The sequence below is a fragment of the Sphingomonas sp. genome (assembly GCF_036402235.1).
GTDB lineage: Bacteria > Pseudomonadota > Alphaproteobacteria > Sphingomonadales > Sphingomonadaceae > Sphingomonas.
Genome location: NZ_DASWTG010000032.1, coordinates 51575 through 77102, shown reverse-complemented (window position 1 = coordinate 77102; position 25528 = coordinate 51575). Strand labels below are relative to the sequence as shown.

Annotated in this window: 33 protein-coding genes and 1 pseudogene; 18 read left to right on the top strand and 16 right to left on the bottom strand. The window is 61.9% G+C overall.

The window, feature by feature from the left end:
* Positions 1-51: 51 nt before the first annotated feature.
* The 7 genes from VGD28_RS07040 to VGD28_RS07010 all read right to left on the bottom strand — a co-directional run bounded on the left by VGD28_RS07040 (position 52) and on the right by VGD28_RS07010 (position 3592).
* A complete protein-coding gene (locus VGD28_RS07040; RefSeq protein ID WP_331027623.1) occupies positions 52-330 on the bottom strand; it encodes a hypothetical protein in 279 nt (92 codons plus the stop codon).
* 330 nt (positions 331-660) lie between these two features.
* Positions 661-1704, bottom strand: coding sequence for a rod shape-determining protein (locus VGD28_RS07035; protein WP_331027622.1), 1044 nt, complete (start codon positions 1702-1704; stop codon positions 661-663).
* A gap of 278 nt (positions 1705-1982) precedes the next feature.
* Complete coding sequence (locus tag VGD28_RS07030; protein ID WP_331027621.1) at positions 1983-2174, bottom strand: hypothetical protein; 192 nt, start codon at positions 2172-2174, stop codon at positions 1983-1985.
* 127 nt (positions 2175-2301) lie between these two features.
* A complete protein-coding gene (locus VGD28_RS07025; RefSeq protein ID WP_331027620.1) occupies positions 2302-2832 on the bottom strand; it encodes a hypothetical protein in 531 nt (176 codons plus the stop codon).
* Positions 2833-2881: 49 nt separating this feature from the next.
* Complete coding sequence (locus tag VGD28_RS07020; RefSeq protein WP_331027619.1) at positions 2882-3160, bottom strand: hypothetical protein; 279 nt, start codon at positions 3158-3160, stop codon at positions 2882-2884.
* The gene (infA, locus tag VGD28_RS07015) at positions 3157-3417 is read right to left on the bottom strand and encodes a translation initiation factor IF-1 (RefSeq protein ID WP_331027618.1); all 261 of its coding nucleotides are present in this window, start codon (positions 3415-3417) and stop codon (positions 3157-3159) included. Before infA ends, VGD28_RS07020 begins: the two co-directional genes overlap by 4 nt.
* Before the next feature lies 1 nt (position 3418).
* Complete coding sequence (locus tag VGD28_RS07010) at positions 3419-3592, bottom strand: hypothetical protein (protein WP_331027617.1); 174 nt, start codon at positions 3590-3592, stop codon at positions 3419-3421.
* A gap of 442 nt (positions 3593-4034) precedes the next feature.
* Between VGD28_RS07010 and VGD28_RS07005 the strand changes: the two genes are divergently transcribed.
* From VGD28_RS07005 to VGD28_RS06990, 4 genes are all read left to right on the top strand, one after another.
* Positions 4035-4229, top strand: coding sequence for a DUF6961 family protein (locus tag VGD28_RS07005; RefSeq protein WP_331027616.1), 195 nt, complete (start codon positions 4035-4037; stop codon positions 4227-4229).
* A gap of 411 nt (positions 4230-4640) precedes the next feature.
* Positions 4641-5501 (top strand): CDP-alcohol phosphatidyltransferase family protein, encoded by an 861-nt coding sequence (locus tag VGD28_RS07000; protein ID WP_331027615.1) that lies wholly within the window; start codon positions 4641-4643, stop codon positions 5499-5501.
* A 6-nt stretch (positions 5502-5507) separates the two neighbouring features.
* Positions 5508-6599 carry an inositol-3-phosphate synthase gene (locus tag VGD28_RS06995; RefSeq protein ID WP_331027614.1) on the top strand — a complete coding sequence of 364 codons (1092 nt, stop codon included), beginning with the start codon at positions 5508-5510 and terminating at the stop codon, positions 6597-6599.
* Positions 6553-7314 carry an NTP transferase domain-containing protein gene (locus VGD28_RS06990; RefSeq protein WP_331027613.1) on the top strand — a complete coding sequence of 254 codons (762 nt, stop codon included), beginning with the start codon at positions 6553-6555 and terminating at the stop codon, positions 7312-7314. The genes VGD28_RS06995 and VGD28_RS06990 overlap by 47 nt, the downstream gene beginning before the upstream one ends.
* A 212-nt stretch (positions 7315-7526) precedes the next feature.
* Here the strand turns inward: VGD28_RS06990 and VGD28_RS06985 are convergent, their stop codons facing one another.
* Positions 7527-8267 (bottom strand): response regulator transcription factor, encoded by a 741-nt coding sequence (locus VGD28_RS06985; protein WP_331027612.1) that lies wholly within the window; start codon positions 8265-8267, stop codon positions 7527-7529.
* 225 nt (positions 8268-8492) lie between these two features.
* On the opposite strand from VGD28_RS06985, the gene VGD28_RS06980 reads away from it, so the two are divergent.
* Positions 8493-8666, top strand: coding sequence for a hypothetical protein (locus tag VGD28_RS06980; RefSeq protein WP_331027611.1), 174 nt, complete (start codon positions 8493-8495; stop codon positions 8664-8666).
* A 301-nt stretch (positions 8667-8967) separates the two neighbouring features.
* On the opposite strand, the gene VGD28_RS06975 is transcribed toward VGD28_RS06980, so the two are convergent.
* Entirely contained in the window at positions 8968-9465 is a 498-nt protein-coding gene (locus VGD28_RS06975; protein ID WP_331027610.1) for a MarR family winged helix-turn-helix transcriptional regulator, read from the bottom strand.
* Positions 9466-9532: 67 nt separating this feature from the next.
* On the opposite strand from VGD28_RS06975, the gene VGD28_RS06970 reads away from it, so the two are divergent.
* On the top strand, positions 9533-10921 hold the full coding sequence (locus tag VGD28_RS06970; protein WP_331027609.1) for a serine hydrolase domain-containing protein: 1389 nt from the start codon (positions 9533-9535) through the stop codon (positions 10919-10921).
* A gap of 33 nt (positions 10922-10954) precedes the next feature.
* Here VGD28_RS06970 and VGD28_RS06965 read toward each other — a convergent pair whose 3' ends face one another.
* Positions 10955-11512, bottom strand: coding sequence for a hypothetical protein (locus VGD28_RS06965; RefSeq protein WP_331027608.1), 558 nt, complete (start codon positions 11510-11512; stop codon positions 10955-10957).
* A 156-nt stretch (positions 11513-11668) separates the two neighbouring features.
* On the opposite strand from VGD28_RS06965, the pseudogene VGD28_RS18670 reads away from it, so the two are divergent.
* Positions 11669-11803: pseudogene (locus tag VGD28_RS18670) on the top strand (DUF6894 family protein); the annotation flags it as partial.
* 72 nt (positions 11804-11875) lie between these two features.
* Here the strand turns inward: VGD28_RS18670 and VGD28_RS06960 are convergent.
* Positions 11876-12418 (bottom strand): PAS domain-containing protein, encoded by a 543-nt coding sequence (locus VGD28_RS06960; RefSeq protein WP_331027607.1) that lies wholly within the window; start codon positions 12416-12418, stop codon positions 11876-11878.
* Between the two features lie 332 nt (positions 12419-12750).
* On the opposite strand from VGD28_RS06960, the gene VGD28_RS06955 reads away from it, so the two are divergent.
* The 3 genes from VGD28_RS06955 (at position 12751) to VGD28_RS06945 (ending at position 13676) form a co-directional block, all read left to right on the top strand.
* Positions 12751-12957 carry a cold-shock protein gene (locus VGD28_RS06955; RefSeq protein WP_331027606.1) on the top strand — a complete coding sequence of 69 codons (207 nt, stop codon included), beginning with the start codon at positions 12751-12753 and terminating at the stop codon, positions 12955-12957.
* Positions 12958-13048: 91 nt separating this feature from the next.
* On the top strand, positions 13049-13267 hold the full coding sequence (locus VGD28_RS06950; protein WP_331027605.1) for a hypothetical protein: 219 nt from the start codon (positions 13049-13051) through the stop codon (positions 13265-13267).
* 154 nt (positions 13268-13421) lie between these two features.
* Entirely contained in the window at positions 13422-13676 is a 255-nt protein-coding gene (locus VGD28_RS06945; protein ID WP_331027604.1) for a hypothetical protein, read from the top strand.
* A 218-nt stretch (positions 13677-13894) separates the two neighbouring features.
* Here VGD28_RS06945 and VGD28_RS06940 read toward each other — a convergent pair whose 3' ends face one another.
* Genes VGD28_RS06940 through VGD28_RS06925 form a run of 4 tightly spaced genes read right to left on the bottom strand, consistent with a single transcriptional unit; the run spans position 13895 to position 15425 of the window.
* Positions 13895-14047, bottom strand: a complete 153-nt coding sequence (locus VGD28_RS06940) for a hypothetical protein (RefSeq protein ID WP_331027603.1) — start codon at positions 14045-14047, stop codon at positions 13895-13897.
* Entirely contained in the window at positions 14044-15018 is a 975-nt protein-coding gene (locus tag VGD28_RS06935; RefSeq protein ID WP_331027602.1) for a transglutaminase family protein, read from the bottom strand. Before VGD28_RS06935 ends, VGD28_RS06940 begins: the two co-directional genes overlap by 4 nt.
* Positions 15002-15268, bottom strand: a complete 267-nt coding sequence (locus tag VGD28_RS06930) for a hypothetical protein (RefSeq protein WP_331027601.1) — start codon at positions 15266-15268, stop codon at positions 15002-15004. Before VGD28_RS06930 ends, VGD28_RS06935 begins: the two co-directional genes overlap by 17 nt.
* 28 nt (positions 15269-15296) lie before the next feature.
* On the bottom strand, positions 15297-15425 hold the full coding sequence (locus VGD28_RS06925; protein ID WP_331027600.1) for a hypothetical protein: 129 nt from the start codon (positions 15423-15425) through the stop codon (positions 15297-15299).
* Positions 15426-16125: 700 nt separating this feature from the next.
* On the opposite strand from VGD28_RS06925, the gene VGD28_RS06920 reads away from it, so the two are divergent.
* From VGD28_RS06920 to VGD28_RS06885, 8 genes are all read left to right on the top strand, one after another.
* Positions 16126-16287 carry a hypothetical protein gene (locus tag VGD28_RS06920; protein ID WP_331027599.1) on the top strand — a complete coding sequence of 54 codons (162 nt, stop codon included), beginning with the start codon at positions 16126-16128 and terminating at the stop codon, positions 16285-16287.
* A 143-nt stretch (positions 16288-16430) separates the two neighbouring features.
* The gene (locus tag VGD28_RS06915) at positions 16431-17510 is read left to right on the top strand and encodes a PHB depolymerase family esterase (protein ID WP_331027598.1); all 1080 of its coding nucleotides are present in this window, start codon (positions 16431-16433) and stop codon (positions 17508-17510) included.
* Positions 17511-18061: 551 nt separating this feature from the next.
* Complete coding sequence (locus VGD28_RS06910; protein ID WP_331027597.1) at positions 18062-20263, top strand: sensor histidine kinase; 2202 nt, start codon at positions 18062-18064, stop codon at positions 20261-20263.
* A complete protein-coding gene (locus VGD28_RS06905) occupies positions 20263-21375 on the top strand; it encodes a hypothetical protein (protein ID WP_331027596.1) in 1113 nt (370 codons plus the stop codon). Before VGD28_RS06910 ends, VGD28_RS06905 begins: the two co-directional genes overlap by 1 nt.
* 133 nt (positions 21376-21508) lie before the next feature.
* Positions 21509-21823, top strand: coding sequence for a hypothetical protein (locus VGD28_RS06900; protein WP_331027595.1), 315 nt, complete (start codon positions 21509-21511; stop codon positions 21821-21823).
* A gap of 90 nt (positions 21824-21913) precedes the next feature.
* Positions 21914-23170 carry a DNA (cytosine-5-)-methyltransferase gene (gene dcm / locus VGD28_RS06895; RefSeq protein ID WP_414714475.1) on the top strand — a complete coding sequence of 419 codons (1257 nt, stop codon included), beginning with the start codon at positions 21914-21916 and terminating at the stop codon, positions 23168-23170.
* Positions 23160-23630, top strand: coding sequence for a very short patch repair endonuclease (locus VGD28_RS06890; protein ID WP_331027593.1), 471 nt, complete (start codon positions 23160-23162; stop codon positions 23628-23630). Before dcm ends, VGD28_RS06890 begins: the two co-directional genes overlap by 11 nt.
* A complete protein-coding gene (locus tag VGD28_RS06885) occupies positions 23617-24852 on the top strand; it encodes a type II restriction endonuclease (protein ID WP_331027592.1) in 1236 nt (411 codons plus the stop codon). The genes VGD28_RS06890 and VGD28_RS06885 overlap by 14 nt, the downstream gene beginning before the upstream one ends.
* A gap of 48 nt (positions 24853-24900) precedes the next feature.
* Here the strand turns inward: VGD28_RS06885 and VGD28_RS06880 are convergent, their stop codons facing one another.
* Positions 24901-25518: a GntR family transcriptional regulator gene (locus tag VGD28_RS06880; protein WP_331027591.1), complete on the bottom strand. Its 618-nt coding sequence runs from the start codon at positions 25516-25518 to the stop codon at positions 24901-24903.
* Positions 25519-25528: the final 10 nt, after the last annotated feature.

Below are 25528 nucleotides of genomic sequence, written 5' to 3'. Positions count from 1 at the left end.
TATTCCGCGTTCCGCTGAGCGCGCGGACAGATCGGCACCGAACTAAGGGTATTATCTATCGAGACTCGCTTGTTGGTGGCCTATGGCCTCATCCTGATGATGGTCCTTGCAGCAACCGGCATAGCGCTGGTGCTGCGGCACAATTCCCGCGCCGTGAAGATGGCGCGCGATGACAAGCGCCAGCGTGAGCGCCGCGAAGCGAAGTTGCTGGACAAATAGCCCCGACAGCTCACTGCGGCCCGCGTCGACGCTGCCACGTGCCAGCAGCACCAGATCGACTGCCTTGAACTCACGGGGTTCGATCACGCCGTGACGCCGAAACTGACGCATATTGCAGCAGCCTACCGCGACGCTGCTGCCGTCCTCCCCTCATTGGAGTTTTCCATGTTTTTGGACGACCGAGAAGCGCAACCTGACAGAGGGCAAGCGCTGCCATGGGCCACGCCGCCTTCCAACCTAGGCGCGATCGAATGCAGGTGGTGCTGGCGCTTCATCTATGCGCCGGCGCTGCCCTGCTCGGTGGAAGTGGTCCCGGAGCTCGCCGTGATGCCGACCGCCGCAGGGCTGGGTGATCGCTGCAGGTGGGAGCTCGCGACGCGCGTTCCGGCAACGGAGGCATAAGATCGCAGGGGGTAATCGCCAAGCCTAGGTCACGCGAGGCTATCCGTCCGACATCACCCCCCGGAAGCCCGGATCTTCCAGGGCGGCGCCCGCGCCGGTCGCCACGCACATCAGCGCATTGTCCGCAACGACGACCGGCAATCCCGTCGCCTTCGAGAGTAGGTCGTCCAGTTGTCCCAGCAAACTGCCGCCGCCGGTCATCACGATCCCACAATCGTAGATGTCCGACGCCAGTTCAGGTTCAGTCTTCTCCAGCGCGGTGAGTGTCGCTTCGACCACTTGCGCCGTGAGGTCCGACAGCCAGTGCGCGATTTCGCGCTGATTGACCTCGACCTCGGCCGGCATGCCCTTGACCAGATCCCGTCCCCGGACGCTCGTCACGGCGCCGACGCCGCCGCCGGGATATTGCGCGGTGCCGATTTCGACTTTGATACGTTCGGCGGTCGCTTCGCCAACCAGCAGGTTGTGCTTGCGGCGGATGCCAGACGCGATCGCTTCGTCCATTCGATCGCCACCGACGCGAACCGAGGCGCTATAGGCCAGTCCACGCAGCGAGAGGATGGCGACCTCCGTCGTTCCGCCACCGATGTCGACCACCATCGCGCCGCGTGGTTCGGCCACGGGTAATCCCGCCCCGATCGCTGCGGCCATCGACTCCTCGATCAGAAAGACCTTGCGCGCACCCGCGTTCGTTGCCGCCTGACGAATGGCGCGGCGTTCGACCTGCGTGGCGCTGCTCGGAATGCTGATCACCATCTCGGGTCCGCGACCGAAGCGGGAAGCACGCCCTCGCACCTTTTCGATGAAGTATTTGATCATCTGCTCGGCGACGTCGATATCGGCGATGACCCCGTCACGCATTGGCCGGACCGTGCTGACGTTGTCGGGTGTCTTGCCCAGCATGAGCTTGGCTTCGGCCCCGACCGCGCGAACGCGCGGCACGCCGGCGACCGTCTCGATCGCGACAACCGACGGTTCGCTCAGCACGATTCCGCGACCGCGCGCATAGACGACCGTGTTGACGGTGCCGAGGTCCATCGCAAGGTCGTGCGCCGAGCCGGGGAGGAAACGGAGAAATTGCATCGTACTCATTCTTTGGATGTCTTCAGCGGCTTGGCGAGTGGGCACCAAGGCGATCCAGGAAGCGGTTGGCTGAGCGCGCGGTGCCATCCGGTCAACCGGTTTGCGACTGACGGAGTGATTTAGGGCGGGCATTCGCTAGTCTGCCGCACTTCGGGCACGTTCCGGCATGGCCGTGACCGTCACCTCGACGGTCATGCTGCGAAAGGCATCCGCGGCGCGGACATATCGCCTATCCAGTGGGCTCAGCTGGCCGATATCGCACTGCGGAGAGGGCGACGTCAGACAGGCGATTTCCGTTGTATGCTCACACCCTTTCCGAAAGGCGTGGCCTCGATCTTGTCGAGTTCGGATAGGAGGTCTGTGAACACATCTTCATGCTCGACCGGGAAATAACGGTCAAAGCGTTCTCCCAATAGCCTGAGGTCAGCACTGGTCAGGAAGCCGACGGCGACAATGCGATCCTGGGTCATCGGCGCCTCCGCCGACTCAACAAGCGCTTGCGCAATTAGTCGCATTCGTTTCGGGAGGCGGCAAAATAATGCAGACCCGAAGCTGCGCAATCGCTCATTGCGGTAGATGCTCGACTAAGGGCACAGGTCAGTTGGACGGGCCTGCGGCAAGGCGGAGATCGTCGGCTAATTGGCCATAGAACGCGCGAACGTTTTGGAGATCTGCTGGTTTGACGATTATCGGGCTTCCCAATGGAGCTATCTGAAGGAGGCCATTCTCGTCGGGCCAACCCAGGGTCATGACCCCCGCGTTACCCACATCCGCCCGTCGGGCGATACCATCGCAGTGGAACAGGCAATCCCGCGACCTCCCAAGAGCCCGAAGCCGCACGTGACCGTCGCTCGTCACTCCGATATCACTCCAGAACGCTTGAAGCTTGTTTGCGGTATTTCGCTGGCCGGGAGCAGTTGGCAGATGCCGCCGCGAGGCGACTTGGTCGATAAGGATGTTCAGAAACCGGTCCAGCTCGCGCAGGCCGTTACCGATGACCCTTGACCGCAGCTGGTGTGAAATAGGTTGCACAGCGCTCGTCGGCGCGCTGGACCGTGCCAGCGAGAAGGAGAAGAAATCCGCGCTGCGGCGGAGCGTCATATTTGCCCGCGCGAGTTCATCCGTCATGCCGACCGCGAGCTGTACATTAGTGAGGACATCAACGGCATGCAGCGCGTCAGTCGCCCCTGGCATAGGCGGCGATGGCGAACTCAACCGCTTCGCAACCTGCCGCGCTCGCAACCGCGATATCCAGAGGGCGGCCTTCGAGGCCCTCATGATATCTGTTGAGAAAGGCGATAGCCGCATCGCCACCAAGGATATTCCAGGCAAGCAGTGTCGCGCGGCTCTGACGCTCTACGGCTTCAGGCGAGAGGCGCGGCGCTTCGAATTTCTTGCGAAACAGCTTGAGCTTTGGTGCGGACAGCTTGGGAGGAACGGATGCTCTGTCGGTCATCGCCGTCTCGAGCTGCGAGTGCTGAAACCGGCGTTTGCCACCCGCTCGCGATAGACGAGCCGGCCCTTTTCCATGTCATATGGCGACATCTCGATTTGAACGCGATCGCCAACCAGCGTGCGTATGCGATATTTGCGCATTTTGCCGGCCGTGTAGACGATGATGCGATGTCCATTTTCGAGAAGGACGCGGAAGCGGGCATCTGGAAGTATTTCCTCGATCAGCCCGTCGAGGGTAAGGAGATCCTCCTTGGGCAAATCAGGTCTGCCCGATCAACGCTGGCGCTGCGCCGAGCTTGCTCTGAAGCTCGCGGATACGCTCGGCATAATGTCCGGCGCGTCCGCGATGGGCGATGCGCGCCTCGGAGCAAGCAGCGGCATCGGCTTGCATCAGGGAAATTTGATGTCGGGATAGCAGGTAATTGAGATCCATCGGATAGCTCCAGCTAATGTAAGCGGGAGCGCGATGTCTCTCAGCCGCTCGCGCCTACGTGACCGTCCTGCGAGCGATGCGCTTAATATAGGGGCACAGGCGCTGCGGCGAAAGCCTGACCTCAAAGATAGTTTGAAAGGGCAGGCCACCCGGGCGTCGCTTTTTAAGGATGCCTCAGTTGAATTCGTGCTATCGAGAGTCACCGTCGGCTATCGTTTACCGTAAGCGCCGATGGCTGAGAGACCATCGCGCTCCCGCTTACCAGTCGGAGAGGCGCTATCGATCCCCACCTCAGTGCTGCCTATGCCGCTGCGGTCGCGTTTGTCGCCATCGGCATGACTTTCATAGCAACGGCCCTCCAGCGCGCTCGCGAACGCCGCCGCTTGCATCTAGATTCCGCCAGCCGTCGTCGCCGGCTGCTTGTATGGTGGCAGAGATAGCCTTGGAACGCGAGCTCGCGATCTGGGCTGACGCGCTCGCATTCGACCGTGAGAATGGCGAGGACGGCCCTGAGGTGATCGAGCGTAGGATCGCCGAGTTGCGAGCAAGCGGAGCATTCGAACAAGCCAAATGGTGGAATGAAGTCGGTCACCGCCTAGTCCGGCTGTACATGATCCGCGCCGAACCTCCGCAGTGAATTGGGGCCTCGTCACAGGACGTATAGGACAGCTAACCATATAGCAGCTGCACCCGACCATCGCCTGAAGGAACGACGGCCGCCAGGACTGATCGCAAACCAGCTGAATGGCCGATATGAGGGCGCATTGCGGCAATGGTCCAGTGAGTGGCTGGAAACAGCGACATCGAGCCGGAAAGGTACCTTGAAGCAGACCAGACACGCCACTGGCTAAGCGACGGGCCCCAGCCTCGTAACCAGACGAATTCGGTGATGCGTGGGCCCATCGCGCAAGGCCGTCCATGGTGGCGCGTATTTTGCCCGTAGTGTTTCTGTGCGTGGCCACAGAAGGTTGCCGACGATGCTCACTGCCTGGCGAACCACCGCAAATCACTTGCTGAACGGCCAGCGAGGGAGCTAGGTGACAAATTGATGACACCTCTTCCGCCGGACCAGTCACGGGATCGTCGGATCGAGGATCCGACGAACCTCTGGATCATCCACCCGGCAGGCCGCCGCCTGCTGCCATGGTTTGTCGCGTGCGGGGTATCGGCGAACGCAGTGTCAGTTGGCGGACTGGTGCTCGGGATTCTAGCGGCGCTGGCCTATTCAAACTGGACCGCGTGGCCGTGGGCGATCACGGGGCTGCTGATGTCGATTGCTTGGCTGATCGCCGACGGGCTCGACGGTATGATTGCGCGGGCGACCGGGACCGCCAGCTTGCTCGGCCGTGTGCTCGATGGCCTTTGCGATCATGGCGTGTTCGTGTTGATCTATATCGTTCTCGCGGCTTCGATCGACACTTTCGAAGGCTGGGCGCTGGCGATTTCCGCAGGCATCGCGCATGCCGTGCAATCGAGCCTCTACGAAGGCGAGCGCGCCCGCTTCCACCGCCGGTGCCGGGGCGAGGGAGCCCCACCGCTGGCGCACAGCCGTAACCCACTTGTGCAGCTCTATGATTGCGTTGCCGGGCTGGTTGATCGCATCGCCTCCCCCTTCGATCAAGCGCTGCGCCGACAGCGAGACCCGTCGCTATTAGCGGCGGCTTATGGGATTGCTGCCGCACGGCCGATGCGGCTGATGTCGCTGCTCAGCGCCAATGTCCGCGTCTACGCGATCTTCCTCGCCTGCGTTGCCAATGATCCGCGGCTATTTTGGTGGTTCGAGCTCGTTCCTCTCACGGCGATCCTCCTCATCGGCCTCGCTTGGCATCGGGCGATCGAGTTCCGGGTCGCCGGCACGGCGATCGAACCGATCTCTCCCTCTGACTCCTCATCTACCCGAAGGACGTGAACTATAATGTCGAGCATCAACATCGCCCTGATCGGCGTCGGCAATTGCGCCAGCTCTCTGGTCCAGGGCTTGTCCCATTATCGCGACGGCGCCAACGACACCGTCGGCTTGATGCACTGGGACCTGGGCGGCTATCGCCCCAGCGACATCAAGGTGGTCGCAGCCTGGGACGTCGACAAGCGCAAGGTTGGCTTGGATGTCGCCGACGCGATCTTCGCCAAGCCCAATTGCACTGCGATTTTCTGCGGGACGATCGAGGCCACCGGCGCCAAGGTGATGATGGGCCGCATCCTCGACGGCGTGGCCGAGCATATGGAAGACTATACCGACGACCGCACCTTCATCGTCGCGGATGAAGCGGAGATGACCAAGGAGGAAGTCGTCGCAACCCTCCGCGCTGCCAATGTAGACGTGCTGCTGAACTACCTCCCCGTAGGATCGCAGATGGCGAGCGAATTCTATGCCGAGTGCGCGCTCGAGGCGGGGGTGGCCTTCGTCAACAACATTCCTGTGTTCCTCGCTAGCGACCCCGAATGGGCGGATCGCTTCACCGCAGCCGGCGTGCCGATCATCGGCGACGACATCAAGGCGCAATTGGGCGCGACGATAGTCCACCGCGTGCTGACCGACCTGTTCGCCAAGCGCGGTGTGAAGCTGGAGCGCACCTATCAGCTGAACACGGGCGGGAATACCGATTTCCTCAACATGTCGAATCACCGCCGCCTGGCCTCGAAGAAGATTTCCAAGACCGAGGCGGTACAGTCGGTGGCGGCGGAGAGGCTCCATGACCAGAACGTGCATATCGGTCCGTCGGACTATGTGCCGTGGCAGAATGACAACAAGGTCTGCTTCCTGCGCATGGAAGGTTCGATGTTCGGTGGCGTGCCGATGAACCTGGAGCTGCGCCTTTCGGTCGAGGACAGCCCTAACAGCGCTGGGGTTGCGATCGACATGATTCGTTGCGCCAAGTTGGCGATGGATCGCGGGATGTCGGGCCCGATCGACGCGGCCTCGGCATACTTCTGCAAGCATCCGCGTACGCAGATGACCGATGATGTCGCCGCCGGAGCAGTTGAAGAATTCATTGCGGTTCATTGAAGTGATCGAGACCGGGATCCTGCTAGCCGCAGGCCAAGGCAGCCGCTTGCGCTCCGCAGCGCCGCTGAAGCCCCTCTGCGCAGTGGGTGGGCGCCCCCTTCTCGCGCATGCGATCTTGGGGTTGGCCGAGGCAGGGTTGGTGCGGGCAGTCGTCGTGCTTGGCTACGGCGCCGACCGGATCGAGGCGTATATCGCAGGCCAGTCGTGGCCGATTGTCGTGCAGACCGTCAGAGTTGACGATTATCACAAACCTAATGGCGTGTCGGTGCTAGCGGCGCAGCACCATGTCGCAGGCGGCGAAGCGCTGCTGGCGATGTGCGACCATCTTGTCGATCCGGCGTTGTACCGTTGTATGGCGCGAGCGGGCGCTGCCGGACATGCTAGGCTCGCGGTCGATCGGCGGATCGAGAGTGGTTGGGTTGATCTAGAAGATGTAACGCGTGTGCAGACTATCGACGGACGGATCGTCGCCATCGGTAAGTGCCTGGACCCGTATGACTGTTTCGATACAGGCGTCTTCGCGGCGGGCGAAGGACTCTTCGCCGCGCTGCGCGATCTCGAGGCGCCTTCCTTGACTGAAGGGATGCGTGCTCTTGCTGTTCAAGGAACAGCATTCACCGCGGACTGCAGTGGCCTCGATTGGATCGACGTTGACGATCAGTGGTCTCTCGACATAGCCGAACATTGGCACGGCAGGCGCGCGCGCTGGGCGTAGCCTACGAACGAGTCGAGTACCGTGGGTAGCCGAGTCTACTGCTTCCCACCGGTAACTGCCGCTCAGCTCTTGCCCCATGGACAGCCGCCTTGAGGAAGGGCCTGCCGGCCGCCATAACGACCGGAGCTTCCTAATAAGCCGCTGTCCCGCACGCGGCACCGCGATCGGGTTGACGCTGTGACGCTGTGACGCTGTTGTCGAACCCACAACACTTACATCACAAGCTGCAGTTCCGGTTCAGCGCGGAGGGAAGTTGCGCCCAAAAGCCGCTGCGACGACGGCCCGAAAGGGAGCAAGAGTGACTGCGGCTGCGCTTCACCCGCTAGGCCTTGGCCAAGCGCCCAAATCGCGGCCTGAGTGCGGTTGCGGACATGGAGCTTTCGCAGGATCGCCTTAATGTGGACCTTAACCGTCGCGTCGGCGATGCTCAGGCGACGCGATATGACTTTGTTCGCCTCACCCTCGACGAGGCACCGCAGAATGTCGACCTCGCGTGTTGTAAGATTGGTGCCGCTCGTACCGCTGTCCCAGTGGGCGATTGCAGGGGCGTGCGCGAGCGAAGCAGCGATTTGGGAAGGGAGGACTTTCTCACCGAGTGCGGTCAAACGTAATGCGCCCGCAAGCCGGTCGCAGGAAATGTCCTTCACCAGATATCCATCGACAACTCCGGTCGCGAATGCGCGCGACACCTCCTCCATGCTGTATCCATCGGTCATGATCACGATGCGCGGCTCCGGCCAGCGCTCCCGGATATCGGCGCTTACGCGGAGGCTTTCATCGATGTCGCTGGCGTCGACAATGACGACCGCTGCGCCATTATCCGCATTGAGATCATCGATACAGAAAACAGCGCAATCCACGTAAAAATCCTGGTCAACAAGAATGCGTTTCAGACCTTCTCGGACAATCTCATTCTTGCTAACGATGCTCACATGAATGGCTGGGATGGTCATGAATCACCTCCTAGTGAGTACGCGAGCCTAGTCGTCTTTTTATTTTAGGGATATGGCTACATATACTTAGGGGGGCGACCAATTTGGATTATACATTCACGCGATTAAAATATAGCAGTTTAATATATCTGGATAACACGTGGCTGCGCTTGACGCATCTTGCTCCACGCGGTTGCGTCGGGAGAAAGAAGTGTCTGCGGCGCGCAGTGGCAAAGGAGGGCGATCGTGACCCCGTTCGAAGTGAAACTGCTTCGTGTCCTCGGAAGCATCGACGCATCTTTACGGCAACTTGCAGGGCGTGAGCTCGAAACCATTCCGGAGGAAGCATCAACATCTGGCCCTGACCATTCCAGCGGAGATACCCCTCGGCATCCGATTGACGAGCTGGATAAGGAATAGGGCTAGCCGTAACCCCTAAACCGATCGAACCCTTAGGATGATGCCCGGCGAATGACCACTGCCCGCCCGTTCCAGGCTATCCCTGTCCAGCACTTGGTGCCCCAGCAGGCCTGATGCTAACCATCCGGAGGCCGCTCTGGCCACCTTACGGGATGGAGCTTTGGAATCTCCAGACGGGTGGGTGGAACGACCAGAATTGGGCGCTCACCCATCATGGTTGGATGACCGAAATCGAGCGGCCAGTTGGAGAGTAGGGGCCGCGACGTGGCTCTTGTCCACCAAATGACGGATTGCGACGTCGTTAGGTCCTACTAGCTGCACTATCGGCAATCCGCTCGAACAGTGACTTTCGCGCGAGTGCCTCTTCAAGTCTCGCCAGCGCCTCAGTCACGCCGCCCGCTTCGGCATCGAGCGCTCGCGCCGCCTCGTCAAAGGCGTCCCACAGCGATCGCAATTGCGAGACGAGGGCACCGCCGGATGGAGAGAGCGCCAGCACCCGCCGCCGCGCATCGCCCGGGTCTGCCTCAGACGTTATCAAGCCGGCCCTCTCGAGCGACTGGCGCGTCTCGCTGACCGAGGCATGCGAGATCCCGAGCACATCGGCCAGCTGCCGGACGCTCAATGGACCGGCGAGCGCCAGCTGATTGATGACGCCGAACCAGCGCTGCTCGAACCGGACCCCTCGCGAGGCATAGACGCGCGAGGCGTCGGCATCGATCGCCGCGCTCAGGCGCCGCAGGCGCGCGCCGAGCGCGGCACCGCCCATTTCCGCAACATAATCCTTCATCGGCTCTTCCACATCTCGATTGACTCATCGGTAGGCACCTACCTAATTGGATGCAACGATCATTTGTGAAGGCTGAAACATGATCCTGCCGAGACGCCATGTCCTGGGCGGAGGGCTGGCGCTTGCCTGTTTTCCGCGACGCGCTTTCGCCGCGCAACCGCTCGCGCCCGCGGATTGGATGTCCCGATGGCTGGCGGCCTTCAATGACCCCGGCTCGGCCGCTTATCCTGAGTTCGTGAGGCTGAACATTCCGAGCTTGGTCCCATATTTGGACGAAGACCTGGGAGTGCGCGAGGCGTCCGGTGGCTTCATCCTTCTGCGCAGCGAGCAGACTGGGGGCCAAGAAATCACCGCCTGGGTCCGTGACCGTAAGTGGGAGCGATTCTCGAAGATTGTCCTTTCGATCGGCGAGGGCATCATCGATGATCTGTCCTTCACCGGCACGCCCGAGCCGCCCGGCTTTGTCGTTCCACGAATGAGCGAAGGCGAGGCCCTGCAGGCGCTCCGCCAGAAATTGCGCATCGAGGCGGCCGCTGGCCGCTTCTCGGGATCGGTGCTGGTCGCCAAAGGAGATCATGTCCTCCTGCGTGAGGCCTATGGCGCGCAGGATGCCGGAAATGCGCGGGCTGTGACCCCTGCGACCCGCTTCTGCGTCGGCTCGGCCGGCAAAATGTTCACAGCGGTCGGGGTGCTACAGCTCGTGCAGGCTGGCCGGCTGAGCCTGACTGACACCATCGCGATGCGCCTGCCGGGCTATCCCGATACGCCGCTCGCCCGATCGGTGACGGTCGAGCAGCTCCTCACGCATACCGGTGGAACCGGGGACTTCTTCGGTCCCGACTATGATGCGCACGCATCGGAGCTGCGCACGCCGTCCGACTTCGTCCGGCTGTTCGGGCGGCGCGATCCGCTGTTTCCGCCGGGTTCGCGCTGGGGCTACAGCAATTTCGGTTTCGTCCTGCTCGGCGCGATCCTCGAACAGGTGCTTGGCCAGAGCTGGGACACCTGCCTCGCGCAGGGCGTCTTCCGCGTCGCCGGCATGACCGCGACCTCGGCCGTCGCGTCGGCCGGAAATACGGCCGTGCCGCTCAACGGAGCCGCGCAAACTGGATTGAAGCCGCTGCCCTATTATGTCGGCCTGCCCGCCGGCGGCGGCTATTCGACGGTCGATGATCTGCACCGGTTCGCGACGGCGCTGCGAGGGGGCGCCCTGCTCGACCCGGCCCATCGCCGGTTGTTGACGGCCCCCGCGGTCGTGGCCGGAAGCGCGCAATGGTCGCTCGGCTTGCGCGTCGCTAAGCGTAACGGCGAGACCTGCTATGGCCATCGCGGCAGCGCGCCGGGCGTGAACGCCGACTTCGCGGTCTATCCACGTTCCGGGTACAAGATCATCGTGCTGTGCAATCGTGGGCATCCTCACGCATCGAACCCGGCGGAGTTCGTTGGCGCTCGGTTACCAGTTACCTGAGCCGCGGCGTGACGCGCTGCCTTGACCTCGGGATTATGGAGATACAGCACCGGACAGCATTAAATCTTTAGCGCTTTGTATCGGGCCGTGAGGGCGCCACGGACGGTTGCGCTGCCGCTCAAGCAAGTCCTGCCGTTGAGTCTCGCTCATCACTCGCCCAGCGATGAAGAATCGGCGCTGCGGCTGGCAAGCTTGCGGCACCGGTTCGGTGACGTTGGCGACTGGCCCGGCACGATAGCCGCCCGACAGCGCGATTTCCTCGCCGACATGGACCGCATTCCCGGTCATGGTGTCGGTGATCCTTATGCGGCCGTCCGGAGCGCGTTCAATGCGGGTGTCGTGGTGCCAGACGATGATGGGCCCGACGTCGTAGCCGCCACGCAGGCACCCGTTGGCATCGAGATGCAGGCGACCCATGAAAAGTGCCTGCATTGTCAACTCATGCGGTACGTTTTGGCGGACCAGGACTGGTAATTGCGCGACATCCGCTACCTGAGCAGCTGCGGCCGAGCTATCCGTTTTCGTTGCGCAGGCCGCCAAGCCTGGAACCGCCAGGCGTAAGGCGATGTAGCTCAAATGGATCTTCATCATGTTCCCTCCCTGACCAGTCTCTGCTTCCGCTTCTGAACCGGCGACTAACGCTAGGTGAGTGTAGTGGGCGCAGGAGTGTCAAAGTCTCGAGATCCACGTCACTAACCCGCATTCAGCTGACGAGCGGCGTGTCGGGCTCAGGGTGTCGACGCGGGCCAAATCCTGAAGGATCAGGCTGCGAGCTTCTGGGATCGCGACGACTGGCGCATTGAAGTGACGAACGCGGATGGGCTGGTGCTGTTCTCGATCACCATATTCGCGACGGTTGCTGCCGCGGCCACTTCCAGATGAAGCAGCTCCGGCAGTCGCTCGGTGACGGTCCAAACTGCGCAGCCGAACCGCGCAAGGGCGAGCGCCGAACGATCAGTTTGCTTTGATGATCGCTGTTGCCTGTGCCTCGTAATCAACGGCCATCTCCATCAGCGTGTCGACAGTCCGCGGGTTGCCAATTCCTTTTGCCAGGCGTCGGCATCGTTCCGCCTGTGAGCGCAAGCCGTCGACCTGCCGTTGCTCCGTGACGTCGAGGAGCAGATTGATGGCGCCCACCATCTCGCCTGATTTGTCGAGTAGAGGTGTGGGATAAGGGACGAAGCGGATCCGGCTTCCGTCAGGCCTCTCGGCCAATGCCTCCACGCCCCGCACTGCGCGGCGTTCCCTGACAGCCAACGCCATCGGGCATGCATCGTGCGGAAGAAATACTCCGTCGAGGGTGTAGAGTTTCCATGTGACGCACCAGCGATCATGCTGCACGACCGGGGTGCGGCCAGCCAGCGCGAGACAGGCTTGATTGAAATAGGAAACCGCGCCATCGAGATCGGTGATGTAGGTCGCCACCGGCAGCTCGTCGAGCACGGCAGTCAACGCGTCCTCGCGGTCGTTCCAGGCTTCCAGAGCGGTTTGCAGCATGCTTTCTACGCGAGCGGGAGCGACATTCATGATTTTGAGCCCCCGAGCGGCGGAAATGCCCCGGTAATTTCAAAACGGCTCGCCCAGGTTCAATGTTCCGGCTGCACAAGAATAAAGATTCCGCGGAGCACACGCGAAAAAATGCGCGCAACATAAATATTTCATGCTCGTTTTACTTTTCATGGACACACACTATATAGGTAGAGCTGACGTCGCCTGCGACGGATATCGGGCCGCCTCGGCTCCTCCCTTTGTCCTTTTCCAGCCTAACCGAAGCCGGGATGCGCCGCTGTTGGCGTATGCCCGTCATGCATGGGACAAAGGATACCCGTATGATCACCGGAACCGTGAAATTCTTCAACAACGACAAGGGCTATGGCTTCATCGCGCCGGAAACCGGCGGCGGCGATGCCTTCGTCCATATCTCCGCGGTCGAGCGCGCAGGCATGCGCTCCCTCGAACAGAATCAGTGCATCTCCTACGAACTCGAGACTGACAATCGCGGGAAGACCTCGGCGGTCAATCTGCAGGCCGCTTAATCGCGAACGGACAGGGGGCGCTCGGCGCTCCCTGCTCCATTCGACTACTCAAAGAGCAGCGAGGGGAAGCCACCCGCGCGAAGGAGACTCCATGTCGAGAGCGATCAACGTCAATGCCACCTATGACCACGTCGTCGCGGCCTGCGCCAAACGCAGGGTTCCGATCAGCGCGATCGAGAGCCTCCACTCAGGCGGGACGCGTGTCGTTCTGAACAACGCAGACGACACCGCAATCATGGTGAAGGCCTACGGCTCGAAAGTCATTCATGGCCCGGTCACACGCACACCCACCCGCATGGGCCGCCTGTAAGGCGGCCTCACCATTGTCTTCCGACCGAACTGGTTGCCGAGACCCCTGATAATCTCGCCGCGCGACCCCATATCCTTCGTATCGTAGCACCTGCCTCGAGCGCCGCTGCGACTGAGAGATGCTTCGTGCTCCCGCTCGACCGAGGAGACACGCTATGGGTATCTATCAAATCATTACGCCCACTGACCGCGGGCACTCCGCACCCAACGCGGCAACAGGATTCGCAGGATCGGAGGCCGACGCGCTGGAAGCCGCACTTGCGGACATGACTGCCACCTTCTCCGCCAACTTCGTCGACGGCCGGGTTGGCGAGCGACACAACACCTACGAACACCGCTCGCGCGTTCTGCGCCAGATGGCGGGAAGGCTCGCGCTAATGCGTGCGCGCGATGCGGCGGCGACGTCGTGAGCCCGCGCGACAGGGCACCTGCCGTGGATCGACCGCAAACACCGGAGGACGCGGGTGGCGACATGGCGCGCTATGGGATCACGCGGATACCCGCGGATATGTTCCATTACCGGGAATACCGCTATTCCAGGCTCAGCGACGCGGTTGCGCAAGCGAAACGTGATGCGAATGCCCCGGCAGGCCCGAAATAGCCGCCCGCCGGCATGGCCTGTGCGAGGTCATGGCGGCGGCGACTGGCTTGCGTCGTAGGCGCGCTTCTCCTTGCGCAAGCGGCGGCGGTGGGAGCGTTCGTGCGAGTGATGAATCCGGTACGCGACGGAGCACGCCACCAGCAGCGTCAGGATGAGCATCAGGCTGTAGGCGATGATCAATCAGGATTCCATGGTCCGTCCTCCGAGTTAAGAGCGGCGTGGTCCGTCGAGACCGTGACTTCCACCGTCATGCCGAGAAAGGCGTCGGCGGCGCCGACATATCGTCCATCCACGGGGCTCAGCTGCGCGATGCCGCGGCCGACCGCGACGGGCACCAGATGCGCCTCGCCCATGCGGCCGTTGGTCGGATCGAACGCGACCCAGCCTGCGCAGGGCAAATAGACTTCGGCCCACGCGTGCGTCGCCCCGTGCTGGCTCTCCGGCTCGGCGGGACCGTCCTGGCTCGGCGGATCGAAGAGATAGCCGGAGACGGCGCGGGCTCCGAAGCCGAGATGCCGGACCGCTTCGATGAACAGCGTGGCAAGGTCGCGGCACGAGCCCGAGCCGAGATCCAGCGTCTCCTGCGGGGACTGCGTGCCCGGTTCTTCGCGGGCGACATAGATCATTCCGTTGCGGGAGGCGGCGTTCACATCCTGCAGCAACGACAGGGTGTCAGTGTTGTCGCCGAGCACCAGCGCACGCGCCCAGGCCGCGATCTGGCCATCCGGGTCCGCATGCTCCGGCACCAAGAGCGCGCCGAGATCGGTCCGCTCCTCCTGCGAATAGTCGAATGGATAGCGGTGCGCATGCGGCGCGATCTTGAGGATGGGCCAAGGGGCAGCGGTCTGTTCGACCGTCACCCGGTTGGTGATCGCCAGGCGTTTCGCCGGGTGGGGGAAGGACGCAGTCGCGATAAGATTACCGAAGACGTCCTGCGTCCACTCAAGCTCCGCCGCCGGTTCGCAGGTAAGGTCGGCGGAGATGAGGCGGAGCGCATGCGAGCCGCGCGGGGTGAGCATCATCCGATGCGCAAGAAGCGCGACGGGCACTCGATACGCGTAGGTGGTGACATGCAAGATATGCAGCGGCACTCCGTCACCTTCCTGAACGGCGGACATCCAGCCCAGAGATTTCTCAAACCCCGTCGGCATGCCCCCGGTCGGGATTTTCGCTCAGCTCCCGAAAGTCGGCACGGGGCGGCTCGCCTGGACCGGTATGCGCGTCAGCGAACACCCGGGTGCGTAGCTTGCGATCCTCGCGCAAGCCGGCGGCGAGGCCTTCCTTGGCCCAGGCCGCAGCTGCGGCGTTCGCGACCAGCCTGACATTGTCGAGTGTGGCGGTGCGGGCGAGCGCATGGTGATGCGCTTCCTGGTCGCGGCAAAGGGTGGAGGACGGTTGCATGGTACTGCCTTTCAACGGAGGAAGGAGATCAGCCCTTCTTGAGCGGCTGCGCCTGAGGCGCGCCTTTCAGCGAGGGATTGGAAGCATTCTGCTTCGGCGGTCCCGGCTTTTTCGGCTTGCGCGCCTCGCGGTTGCCGCGCTGTTGGCCCTTGGCCATGTCATTATTCTCCTTGGAACGGGCCCGACGGGCCCCTGGTGCAGATGTCAGCGCCCGAAAAGCGACAGGAGCGGACGAACTTCAATTGCATGATGCAGTCTGCGGAATCGCGCGTGCGGCGCCTTCGCCGCTTCGGCAGTCTGCCTGGGAGCGGGAGTGACGCCCGGCGCGGGCCGATCAACACGGGTTTTGGGGAACGGCATCGGAAAGCTCCGCGTCAGAGCGGGAGCATGAAGAACTCTCAGTCGCGGCCAAGCTCGAGAAGGACGGCGCGATAGCAGCCATATGGGGACGACGGCACTGCAGCACCAGCCTCGCGCCTTCGAAAGTGGAAATAGTTCGCCTGCGTCATTGCCGTCCGCCCCCCACGCACGACATTGGGTGAGCGATCCTGAAGCTGATGCGTCGGCCTTTGAACCGCGCGAGACGGTGACGGGATGGGAAAGCTGATGTTTCTTGACGACCGCGATGCAGAGGCCGGCAAGGAACTCCCGTCGCCATGGAACACCCCGCCATCCAACCAGGGATCCACCGAATGCCGTTGGTGCTGGCGCTTCATTTACGCGCCGGCGCTCCCTTGTTCGGTGAAGGTGCTTCCCGGCCTCGCCGGGATGCCGACATCTCCAGGGCTTGGCGACCGATGCAAATGGGAGCTGGCGACCCGGATGCCGGCTGACGGCGCGCTCGCTGGAACCTCCCCGTGATCCGCAAGCACCAGCGCTGGACCCAGACCAACATCAACGATCTTAGGAGCGGTGTTGCGAGCGGGGTGGAAGTCGAAGCCATAGCCGACACCCTGGGGCGGACCGTCGAGGACGTCCGGACGATGATCTTGCGCCTCCGCCTGCGCTTGGCGGAGTAGCGCGCCTGCGCGTGTCGAATACGGAAATAGTTCGCCGGTATCCTTGCCGTCGACCCGCCGCGGCACGACATTGTGCAGTGCAGCAATCCTCGAAGGAGCGCGCTGCACGTCAGGGCCTCCGCCGTGGCCAGGAGCAAAGCCGCATGCGAAGCCTGAACGATACCCTCAGCCGCCTCTCCGCCATGCGGAACAACGCCATGTCCATGGCGCCAGGCACGTCCGGCGAAGACCGCCTGTCCGAGCTCTCGGGATTCGGCTCCAACCCCGGCGCGCTCCGGGCCCACTTCTACGTACCACCCTCGCTGCCCGCGTCCGCAGCCTTGGTCGTCGTGCTTCATGGCTGCACCCAGGATGCCTCCGGCTATGACCATGGTTCGGGCTGGTCCCGGCTTGCCGACGAACAGGGGTTCGCGCTGCTCTATCCGGAGCAGCAACGCGGCAACAACGCCAATCTCTGCTTCAACTGGTTCAATCGGAGCGACACGCAACGCGATGCCGGCGAGGCGCTGTCGATCCGCCAGATGGTCGCGGCGATGACTGCCCAATACCCCATCGATCCCGCCCGCATCTTCGTGACCGGACTTTCAGCGGGGGGTGCGATGGCGTCGGTGATGCTCGCCACCTATCCTGAGGTGTTTGCGGGCGGCGCGATCATCGCCGGTCTTCCCTATGGCACCGCCGCGTCGATCCCGGAGGCGTTCGATCGCATGCGGGCGCATGGCGGACCACCCGCGACAGCGCTTGGCGCGCTCGTCGGCGCCGCATCCTCTCACACGGGCCCATGGCCGACGATATCGGTGTGGCACGGCGACAGCGACGCGACCGTGAACCATGCGAATTCGGCACACATCGTCGAGCAATGGCGTTCGATCCACGGGGTTGCACGCGAACCGGCTGCGGCTCAGCACGTCGACGGCCATCTCCGCCGGGTTTGGCGCGACGCTCATGGGCGCGACGTGATCGAAGAGTATCGTATCGCCGGCCTCGGCCACGGAACTCCGCTAAGCACTTCAGGCGACGACGCCTGCGGCGCCGCGGGGCCATATATGCTCGAGGCCGGGATTTCCTCGACGCGCCGGATCGCGACCCCGTTCTCGCGATCGACTTCTGCATCGCGCAGAACGACGGTCCCTTGTGGAAATTATTTAGAGCGATCCCCGAGTACCGCAACCTCGTCGAGACCTCACAAATTGACCTCTGGAAGCCGTTTATCGAACGCCTGAGCGAACCTGCCGGGCGACGTGATTGGCTCGGTCCAGTAGTCGTTTTCTAAGCATTCTTGATGTTAACCGGTAAGTCCGTTCAGGCGATACCAGCCTAGACCCGAGGATTGCGGTCCATCTGAAGCGGGAGCGTCGTCCCGGGCTTGCACACAGGAAAAGGGAGGCGTTCAGGCGCCAGCACGACCGGCTATTCTGCGAGAAACGCGGGCTGGACCCCATCGAGGCATATGGCGAGGAGGCAGGCGGAGCCTGCATCGAGGTCCATCACCATCGTGTCCACTTTTCAGACATGGACGAGTGTCATGAGAGCAGGCTGGAGGACCTGAAATACTCTGCTCGAACTGCCATCGGGTCTATCATCGCGCGCTTACAGTCGGAGTGCCGTTCGACCCTTGATACGGACGAAAGGGGGGAGTGATTGGGACCCTGTCGCAACCAGCCCAGGGTCAACCGAGGCATAAGCTGCGGCGTGGGCTCAAAAACAGCGTGGGTTTTGGCTTGCAGCGACAGAACGGTGCAGTCAACACTGCGTCCGGGAAGGGGGTAACGGCATGAGTCAGCAGGGAACCGAAAAACTGCGCTTTCGCCCCCGTGCGCGAATTATCCGTACAATTGGTGATCAGCTGATCAGCGGCCCCGAGGCAGCTGTCATAGAGCTCGTCAAGAATTCCTATGACGCTGACGCTTCCTACGTCACCGTAAAGTTTGTCCCTCCGCTGAAGCCGGGAGATGGATCCATCGTTGTTCAGGACGATGGCCATGGCATGACCCTAGAGGACATCCAGGAAAAGTGGATGGAGCCCGCCACCACCTCCAAGGTCAAGAACCGGCGATCGCCAGGTAAGAACCGGGTCATGATGGGCTCCAAGGGCATAGGCCGGTTCGCGGCAGCCAAGCTCGGCGGGCGAATGGGTCTCTATTCAATCAGCGAGCGCAGCGGCGGGCGCCGCGAGGTGCTGATTCCTGATCTCGACTGGTCAATCTTCTCGGCCGAGGCATATCTCGACGCGATCGCAATCGACTATTCGGTCCAGGAAACGGATGCAGACGTCGGAACGCTGATCGAGATCCGCGAGCTGAACGAAGAGTGGACAAAAGAGAAGCTTGAGCGGCTTCATCTGGAATTGCGGCGCCTCGTGTCGCCTTTCCAGGCGCCGAATGCGGATACAAGCTTCGACATCTTTCTCGACCTGTCGGAGTGTACCAAGGATCGCTGCGGCTTCGACGGAAAGGAAATTTTCACCTCCAGCAATATTGCCGGAGACGTGGCCGAAGGTAGGAATCCTTTTCAGGTGCTGCCCGTTCCGCTCCTCACGGCGTCCGATTACGAGGTCCGCGGCGAGTTTGACGAGCAGGGTATCTTCCACGGCACATTCGAGAACCGACGGGGCGGCCAGGCACCCCAGAACATCACCGTCCGGGTCGCCTTGGGCGATCCCGACGAAAATTGCGGCCGGGTCCGGGTCGAGCTCTTCATCTTCGACCGGGAAGTCGATGCTATCCGCTCCAATCTCGAGGCTGCCGGCCTGGGAACGCTGCCTGCCGCCAAGGCGCGACAGATTCTCGACGAGATCGCCGGCGTGTCGATTTTCCGAGAAGGTTTCAGGGTTCGCCCCTATGGCGATCCGGAGAATGACTGGCTGACGCTCGACACCCGGCGTGTGCAGGATCCTTCGCTGCGGATCGGCCACAACCAGATCGCCGGCTACATCACTGTCGGATCGCCCGAAGAATCCAATCTCGTCGAAAGGAGCAGCCGGGAAGGCTTCGAACAGAACAGGGCGTTCGCCCGCTTGCGCCGCCTGATCATCACTCTGCTCGCGGAAGTGATCGAGCCGAAGCGCCAGCAATTTCGTGACAAGGCCGGCATCGCCAGGCGCAAGACGACCTCGTTCGACGAAGTACGCAAGCTTACTGATCTCGGTAGGATCCGCAGGCTTGTCGCCCATCTCGAGCCCGGGGAACGGGCCAAGGCCGAAAGGATCATCGATCAGCAGGCTGCACAGCTGACGGAGAAGATCGACGCGCTCGAGGAACGTCAGCGTCTGCTCGAGGCAAAGTCCTCATTGGGAGCCATTGTCGGAGAGATCTTGCACGAGGGGGCACCTGCTGCGCGCTACGTCGCCGAGGCCGCGCTTTTGCTCCGCAGCCAGTTCAAGATGCTGCTGGGCAAGAACGGCCCCAACTATGAGCATGCTGTCGCCAGCTACGAGAAACGTTTGCCCCTGCTAGCTGACTCCGGAGAAAAGCTGTCAGCGCTTTTTGCAAACCTGCGTCCACTTGCGGGCGGAAAGCGTGGTGATCCCGAGAACTTCAATCCTGTGAACGTCATACATGGCGCAAGGGATCTGTTCGAGACGCACAATATTCCGGTCACGGTTGAGAATCCCGAGAAGGTCACTGCGGTCCTTGGCTATCCCGACGATCTTAGCACTGCGCTGGTCAACCTCATCGGAAACTCGATCTATTGGCTCGAACAGGCCCGGACCGAGGCACCCCAAATCGTGGTCTCACTCCGACGGCGCGACAGAACGATCGTTATCTGGGTTACGGACAACGGTCCGGGAATTCCCGAGGAATTCGTTGACAGCATCTTCGAGGTCGGCGTCACGCTGAAGGATCAGGGTACCGGGCTCGGGCTGAATATTGCCCGCGAAACGCTGGCGAGGTCACATGCAACCCTGTTCTATCATCTCGACTATTCGGGCGGTGCCCGTTTCGAAATCCAGTTTCCGGCGGGGAAGGAAGACTGATGGGGGTCAGCTATATTCTTTTTGTTGAGGACGATGAGAAGATTATCGACCTCATGGAAATGGCCGTGGAAACATGGAACGCGGCTCATGCCGAGCATGGCCGCCAGTTCATGCTCGAAAATTGCAAGACGGCGGACCAAGCGAGAACCGCACTCGCCAGGATGCGCTATGACGCGGCTCTGTTCGATCTGCGGCTTCCCGGCGAAACAAAGGGTCGCTCGACCGAACCCCTAGGCAACGAGCTGGCGCTCTATGCACTTGAGCAGCTCGGCATTCCCGTGGCGATCATGAGCGGAAATCCGGGCGATATGGACAACCGGCTCAAGCAGTTTTCGACCGTCAGCCTGTTCTTCAAGGGAGACAAGGACGCCTATTCGAACGCTGTGAAATGGTTCGGCGGCTGGTGGGAGATGATGGCGGTCGTCGCAAGCTCCCGCCAGAAGATCCAAGCCTCGTCCGCAGAGATCTTCGTGAAGCGTCTTTGGCCGCAGTGGAAGGATTTTGCCGCCATCAAGCTGGCCGATGACAGTTCTCCTTCGCTGGTGGATATCGTAACGCGACAATATGTGAGTCACGTTGCCGAGCTACTCGGGCTCGACGGGCCCGAGCACCTCAAGTGGCATCCTTTCGAGAGTTATGTGATTCCTTCTCTCTGGTCGCATCGGGCGCATACCGGCGACATCTTCGACTTCGACGGTGATCTCAGGATTGTGCTTACGCCGGCATGCGACATGGCAAACGGGAATGTTCCGAACGTGCTCCTTGCCAAGTGCAGCCGCGGGGAAAACGAATGGGCCCAGAAGGTAGACAGTCTCAAGGAGGCTGACACCGACGCGAAGAAGGACAAGGCAACAAAATACTTCAGAAAAATGGTCAATCAACAGCTCGGCGCCTCGAAGCATTTTCTTGTTCCGTTTCCGGGCGAAGCCGAACCAATGATAGTTGATTTTGCTGATGTTACCGTCCTGCCACTGGAGCAGGTCATGCAAGAACTGCCCAAGAGGATCGCCTCGGTCTCTGCTCCCTTCCTCTCCAATCTGACGCAACGCTTCGGAGCATATATCAGCCGCGTGGGGCAGCCCGACATCGACGTGATGTATTTCTGCCAGTAGCAGCGGGGTCGGTACCGGATACGGCGATCGGTTCGGGACCGGAGCGCTCCCGTCCTGTTATGGCCTCACCATGTGCAGGGTTTCCTGAGCCGCCGGCGCGGTTATTCCTCCGGCCGAGGAGCCGTCTCATATCATGGACACACCCTTGGGCGCGCTGGCGGCGCTGGATCTGGCCGACGGTGACCTTTGTCTCGAGATCCTTGCGAGCGAAAAGCATCAGCTCGTCGAGCGCCTCGTCGTCGAGAGCGTTTTCGATATTCGAAGATGTACCTTCTCGATGGGGCGGTGCTTCTCGATGCGGATACCGCCATCGTGGACACAGACCGCGGCGATGACGGATGTCCGATTCCGCTGCCGTCCTTGCCCGGGAATTGCGGGGATCGTGTCGGGCGCCGCGCTTCCTCCCGTAGAGGATCAGTGGCCGCTCGGACTGAAAGCGACGGGCTGAACAATACTTTCTCTTTTTGTTCTTGCCTCATGGGAATCCTTGCGTCACTGTGGCACAAATCTTCCCAGAGAGGTGCCCGTGCCCTTGTCGATCTCCGAATTCTCGCGTCTCAGGACCAGCGCCGGCGTCAGCATCGATGCCTTTGCGGAGAGCTCGGGTTTTTCCCGCCGCACGGTCTATCGCTGGGAGCGTGGCGAGGCGGTTCCGCGCCAGACGGTCATCCGCCAGCTTAGGACGATGATTCAAGAGCATCGGCATGCGCAACCGGAGCCGGGCACAGGCAAGTTCCGGTTCATCGACCTGTTTGCCGGCATCGGAGGCCTGCGCCGCGGCTTCGAGGACATGGGTGAATGCGTCTTCACCAGCGAATGGGACAAATATTCGCAAAAGACCTACCTCGCGAATTACGAGTGCAATCACGAGGTCGCAGGCGACATCACCAAGGTGGCCCTGGACGATATTCCGGATCACGACCTGCTGCTGGCGGGCTTTCCATGCCAGCCCTTCTCGATCGCAGGTGTTTCGAAGAAAAATGCGCTGAACCGTCCCCACGGCTTTCTGGACGAGACGCAGGGAACGCTCTTCTTCAATGTCGCCAAGATCATTGAACACCGTCGCCCCCGGGCGTTCCTGCTGGAGAACGTCAAGAACCTCGTCAATCACGACAAGGGCCGGACGTTCGAAATCATATACAAGACCCTGACGAAGGATCTCGGTTACCAGGTCCACTGGAAGGTGATCAACGCCAAGGCACTGGTGCCGCAGCACCGCGAGCGTATTTTCATTGTCGGCTTCCGCGAGCCGAACGACTTTACCTTCGACGACCTCATCCTGCCCGATCCGCTGAACGGACCGAAGCTCCGCACGATCCTTCATCCCGAAGACGGGACAGAGGAACTGGACCCGCCCTATACCCGGGGGAATATTGCTTCTGTCTCCGACAAATACACGCTGACCGACCATCTCTGGCGCTACCTTCGCAACTATGCGGACAAGCACCGGGCGGCCGGCAACGGCTTCGGATTCGGACTGGTCGGGCCTGATGACGTCGCCCGCACGCTGTCGGCACGGTACTTCAAGGATGGATCGGAAATCCTTGTCGAGCAGAAGGGCCGCAATCCCCGGCGTCTCACGCCGCGCGAGTGCTCGCGCCTGATGGGCTTTGATGAACCGGGCGGCAGGGAATTCATCATCCCGGTGTCGGACACGCAGGCCTATCGCCAGTTCGGGAACGCCGTTGTCGTCCCCGTCGTGAAGGCAGTCGCCAATCATATGCTGCCTTGGCTGGTCGATCGGGAAGATCTCGAGCCGGAGCAACTCCAGCGGAAACTCGCGCTTGCCGGGTGACATTGTCGACCAGGCGACCCGAAGCCGGATGATGGCGGGGATCAGGGGCAAGAACACGAGGCCCGAACTGATCATCCGGCGGGGCCTGCATGCGCTGGGTTTCCGGTTCCGGCTGCACGATCGCAAGCTGCCTGGAGCGCCGGATCTCGTGCTGCCGCGCTGGCGCGCGGTGATCTTCGTGCACGGCTGTTTCTGGCATGGGCACGATTGCCCGCTGTTCCGATGGCCGGGAACACGCGAGGAATTCTGGCGAACCAAGATCGGTCGCAACCGCGTACGCGATACCGAGGTCGAGGCACTGCTTGACCAGGCAGGATGGCGCGTGATGAAGATCTGGGAATGCTCGATGAAAGGAACCGGGAAGATCGGAATCGAGCGTGTCATTCCGCTTGTCGCCGACTGGCTCCGCTCGGACCGGCAAGGGGGGGAGATCAGGGGGGTGGATCATGCCGGCGGGTGATCTGGTTGAGTGGCTGGACGGACATGGTGGTCCGGGCTTCGTCTGGTATGTGAAGAGACTCTCGGGCAATGACACGCTGGCTAACGAGAGCCATCAGGCGGGTCCCTATATTCCGCGCGAGTTCCTGTTCAGGATTTTCCCCGGGCTTGCCCGGCAGGAAATCAAGAACCCGGATGTCCTGTTCGATCTTTATGTGGATTCCCATGCCGATCACCGGCAGGTGCGCGCGATTTGGTACAATAACAAGTTTCACGGCAATCCGAAGGGCGGTCGCAACGAGACGCGCCTGACCAACTTTGGAGGTGCGGCGTCGGCGTTGCTCGATCCGGAGAGCACTGGCGCGCTCACGGTGTTCGCGTTCCGCACGACCGACCCGCCCGCGATCGCCGAATGCCATGTCTGGGTCTGCCGGCACGAGACCGAGGAAGATCTGGTCGAGGACCGCATCGGTCCGGTCGAGCCCGGCAAATGGCTGATCTGGCCTCCGCAACAGGGCTCGCTGTTCCCCGCCGCTACGGCATCGGTCCGGACGAGCTGCTGGCTGCAGCCGGCCGAGATGCCGGCGGCGTGGCTGGCGAAATTCCCCAGCGGCGCCGAGATCATCCGCAAGGCGGTAGAGCTGCGCGACGACAGCAGCCTTGATCCCGACCGTCGATTGATGCGGCGCAGGGAGTGTGAGTTCGAGATTTTCCGCAGCGTCGAGCAGGCCATCGAGCTGCCCTTCATCACTGCGGGCTTTGCCGACGTCGACAGTTTCATCGCGCGCGCGCAGACCATCCTCCAGCGGCGCAAGGCAAGATCCGGCCATTCGCTCGAGCTGCATGCCCGGGAAATTTTCGTCGAGGAACGACTGGTCGAGGGTACGCACTTTTCGCACCAGCCCGAATCCGACCCGGGCAAGAAGCCCGATTTTCTGTTCCCGTCAGCTGCCGCCTACCATGATCCGGGCTTCCCTTCCGAACGGCTCCGGATGCTCGCGGTGAAGACGACCTGCCGCGATCGCTGGCGGCAGATCCTCAATGAAGCCGATCGCATTCCCTCCAAGCATCTGCTCACGCTCCAGGAAGGCGTCTCTGAAACGCAGTTCGCCGAGATGACCCGGGCGGGCGTCCAGCTCGTGGTGCCGCTTGGCCTCACGGACAAGTTTCCGAAATCGGTTCAGCCTCATCTCCAGACGCTGGAGAGTTTTATCGGGGATGTCCGACTCCTGCCGCTCGCGTAGAAATGCCGGCAGAAAGGAAGCTTCCCGCAGTATTGGCCGCGAGGATGATCACAGCGAACGCTCCGCAGCATGCACGGACTGGGCGAGCAGATGCGATACCGCGCGGATCCTTCGCTGATGATATTGTCTCAGCAGGCGCACCAGATCCGGGTGCCTGGCGTTGTCGTACTGCAGGACCAGCAGGCCGTATTCGTCGGCAAGATCGGCAAATATCCGGTATTCTGCCCGATGGAACGGAGCGAGCCTGTCGTTCGCCTGCTGTACCGCGGCGGCAAGCTCGGCATTGTTGGATGCCCGCGCGACTTCTAGGAAGAGACTGGCCGTGGCTGATGAGGTATCCGGAGCCTGTGCGGGCGACGGCGCGTATTTTCCTGATGACGAGCGCGTTCTGTGCGCAGCCAGGCTGAGCAGCAGGCCCCGCCATTCGTATAGCTCGCGCAGCGCCGCCTCCGTCGGAAGCGGCGCACGGAAGCCGTTGTGGTTCGGCGCTTCCACTAGCCTTTCGCCGGTGAGCCGGTGCAGCGCGTCGCGAACCGGGGTAATGCTCGTGGCGATCAGCTTCCCGATGACGACAGGCTCGATCGGTGTCCCGGGCGGAAACTCGCCTCGAGCAAGCATACGCTTGAGCTCGTGATAAACGCGCTCGAAGGTGACGCCGGGACTCACGCTGGAAGGT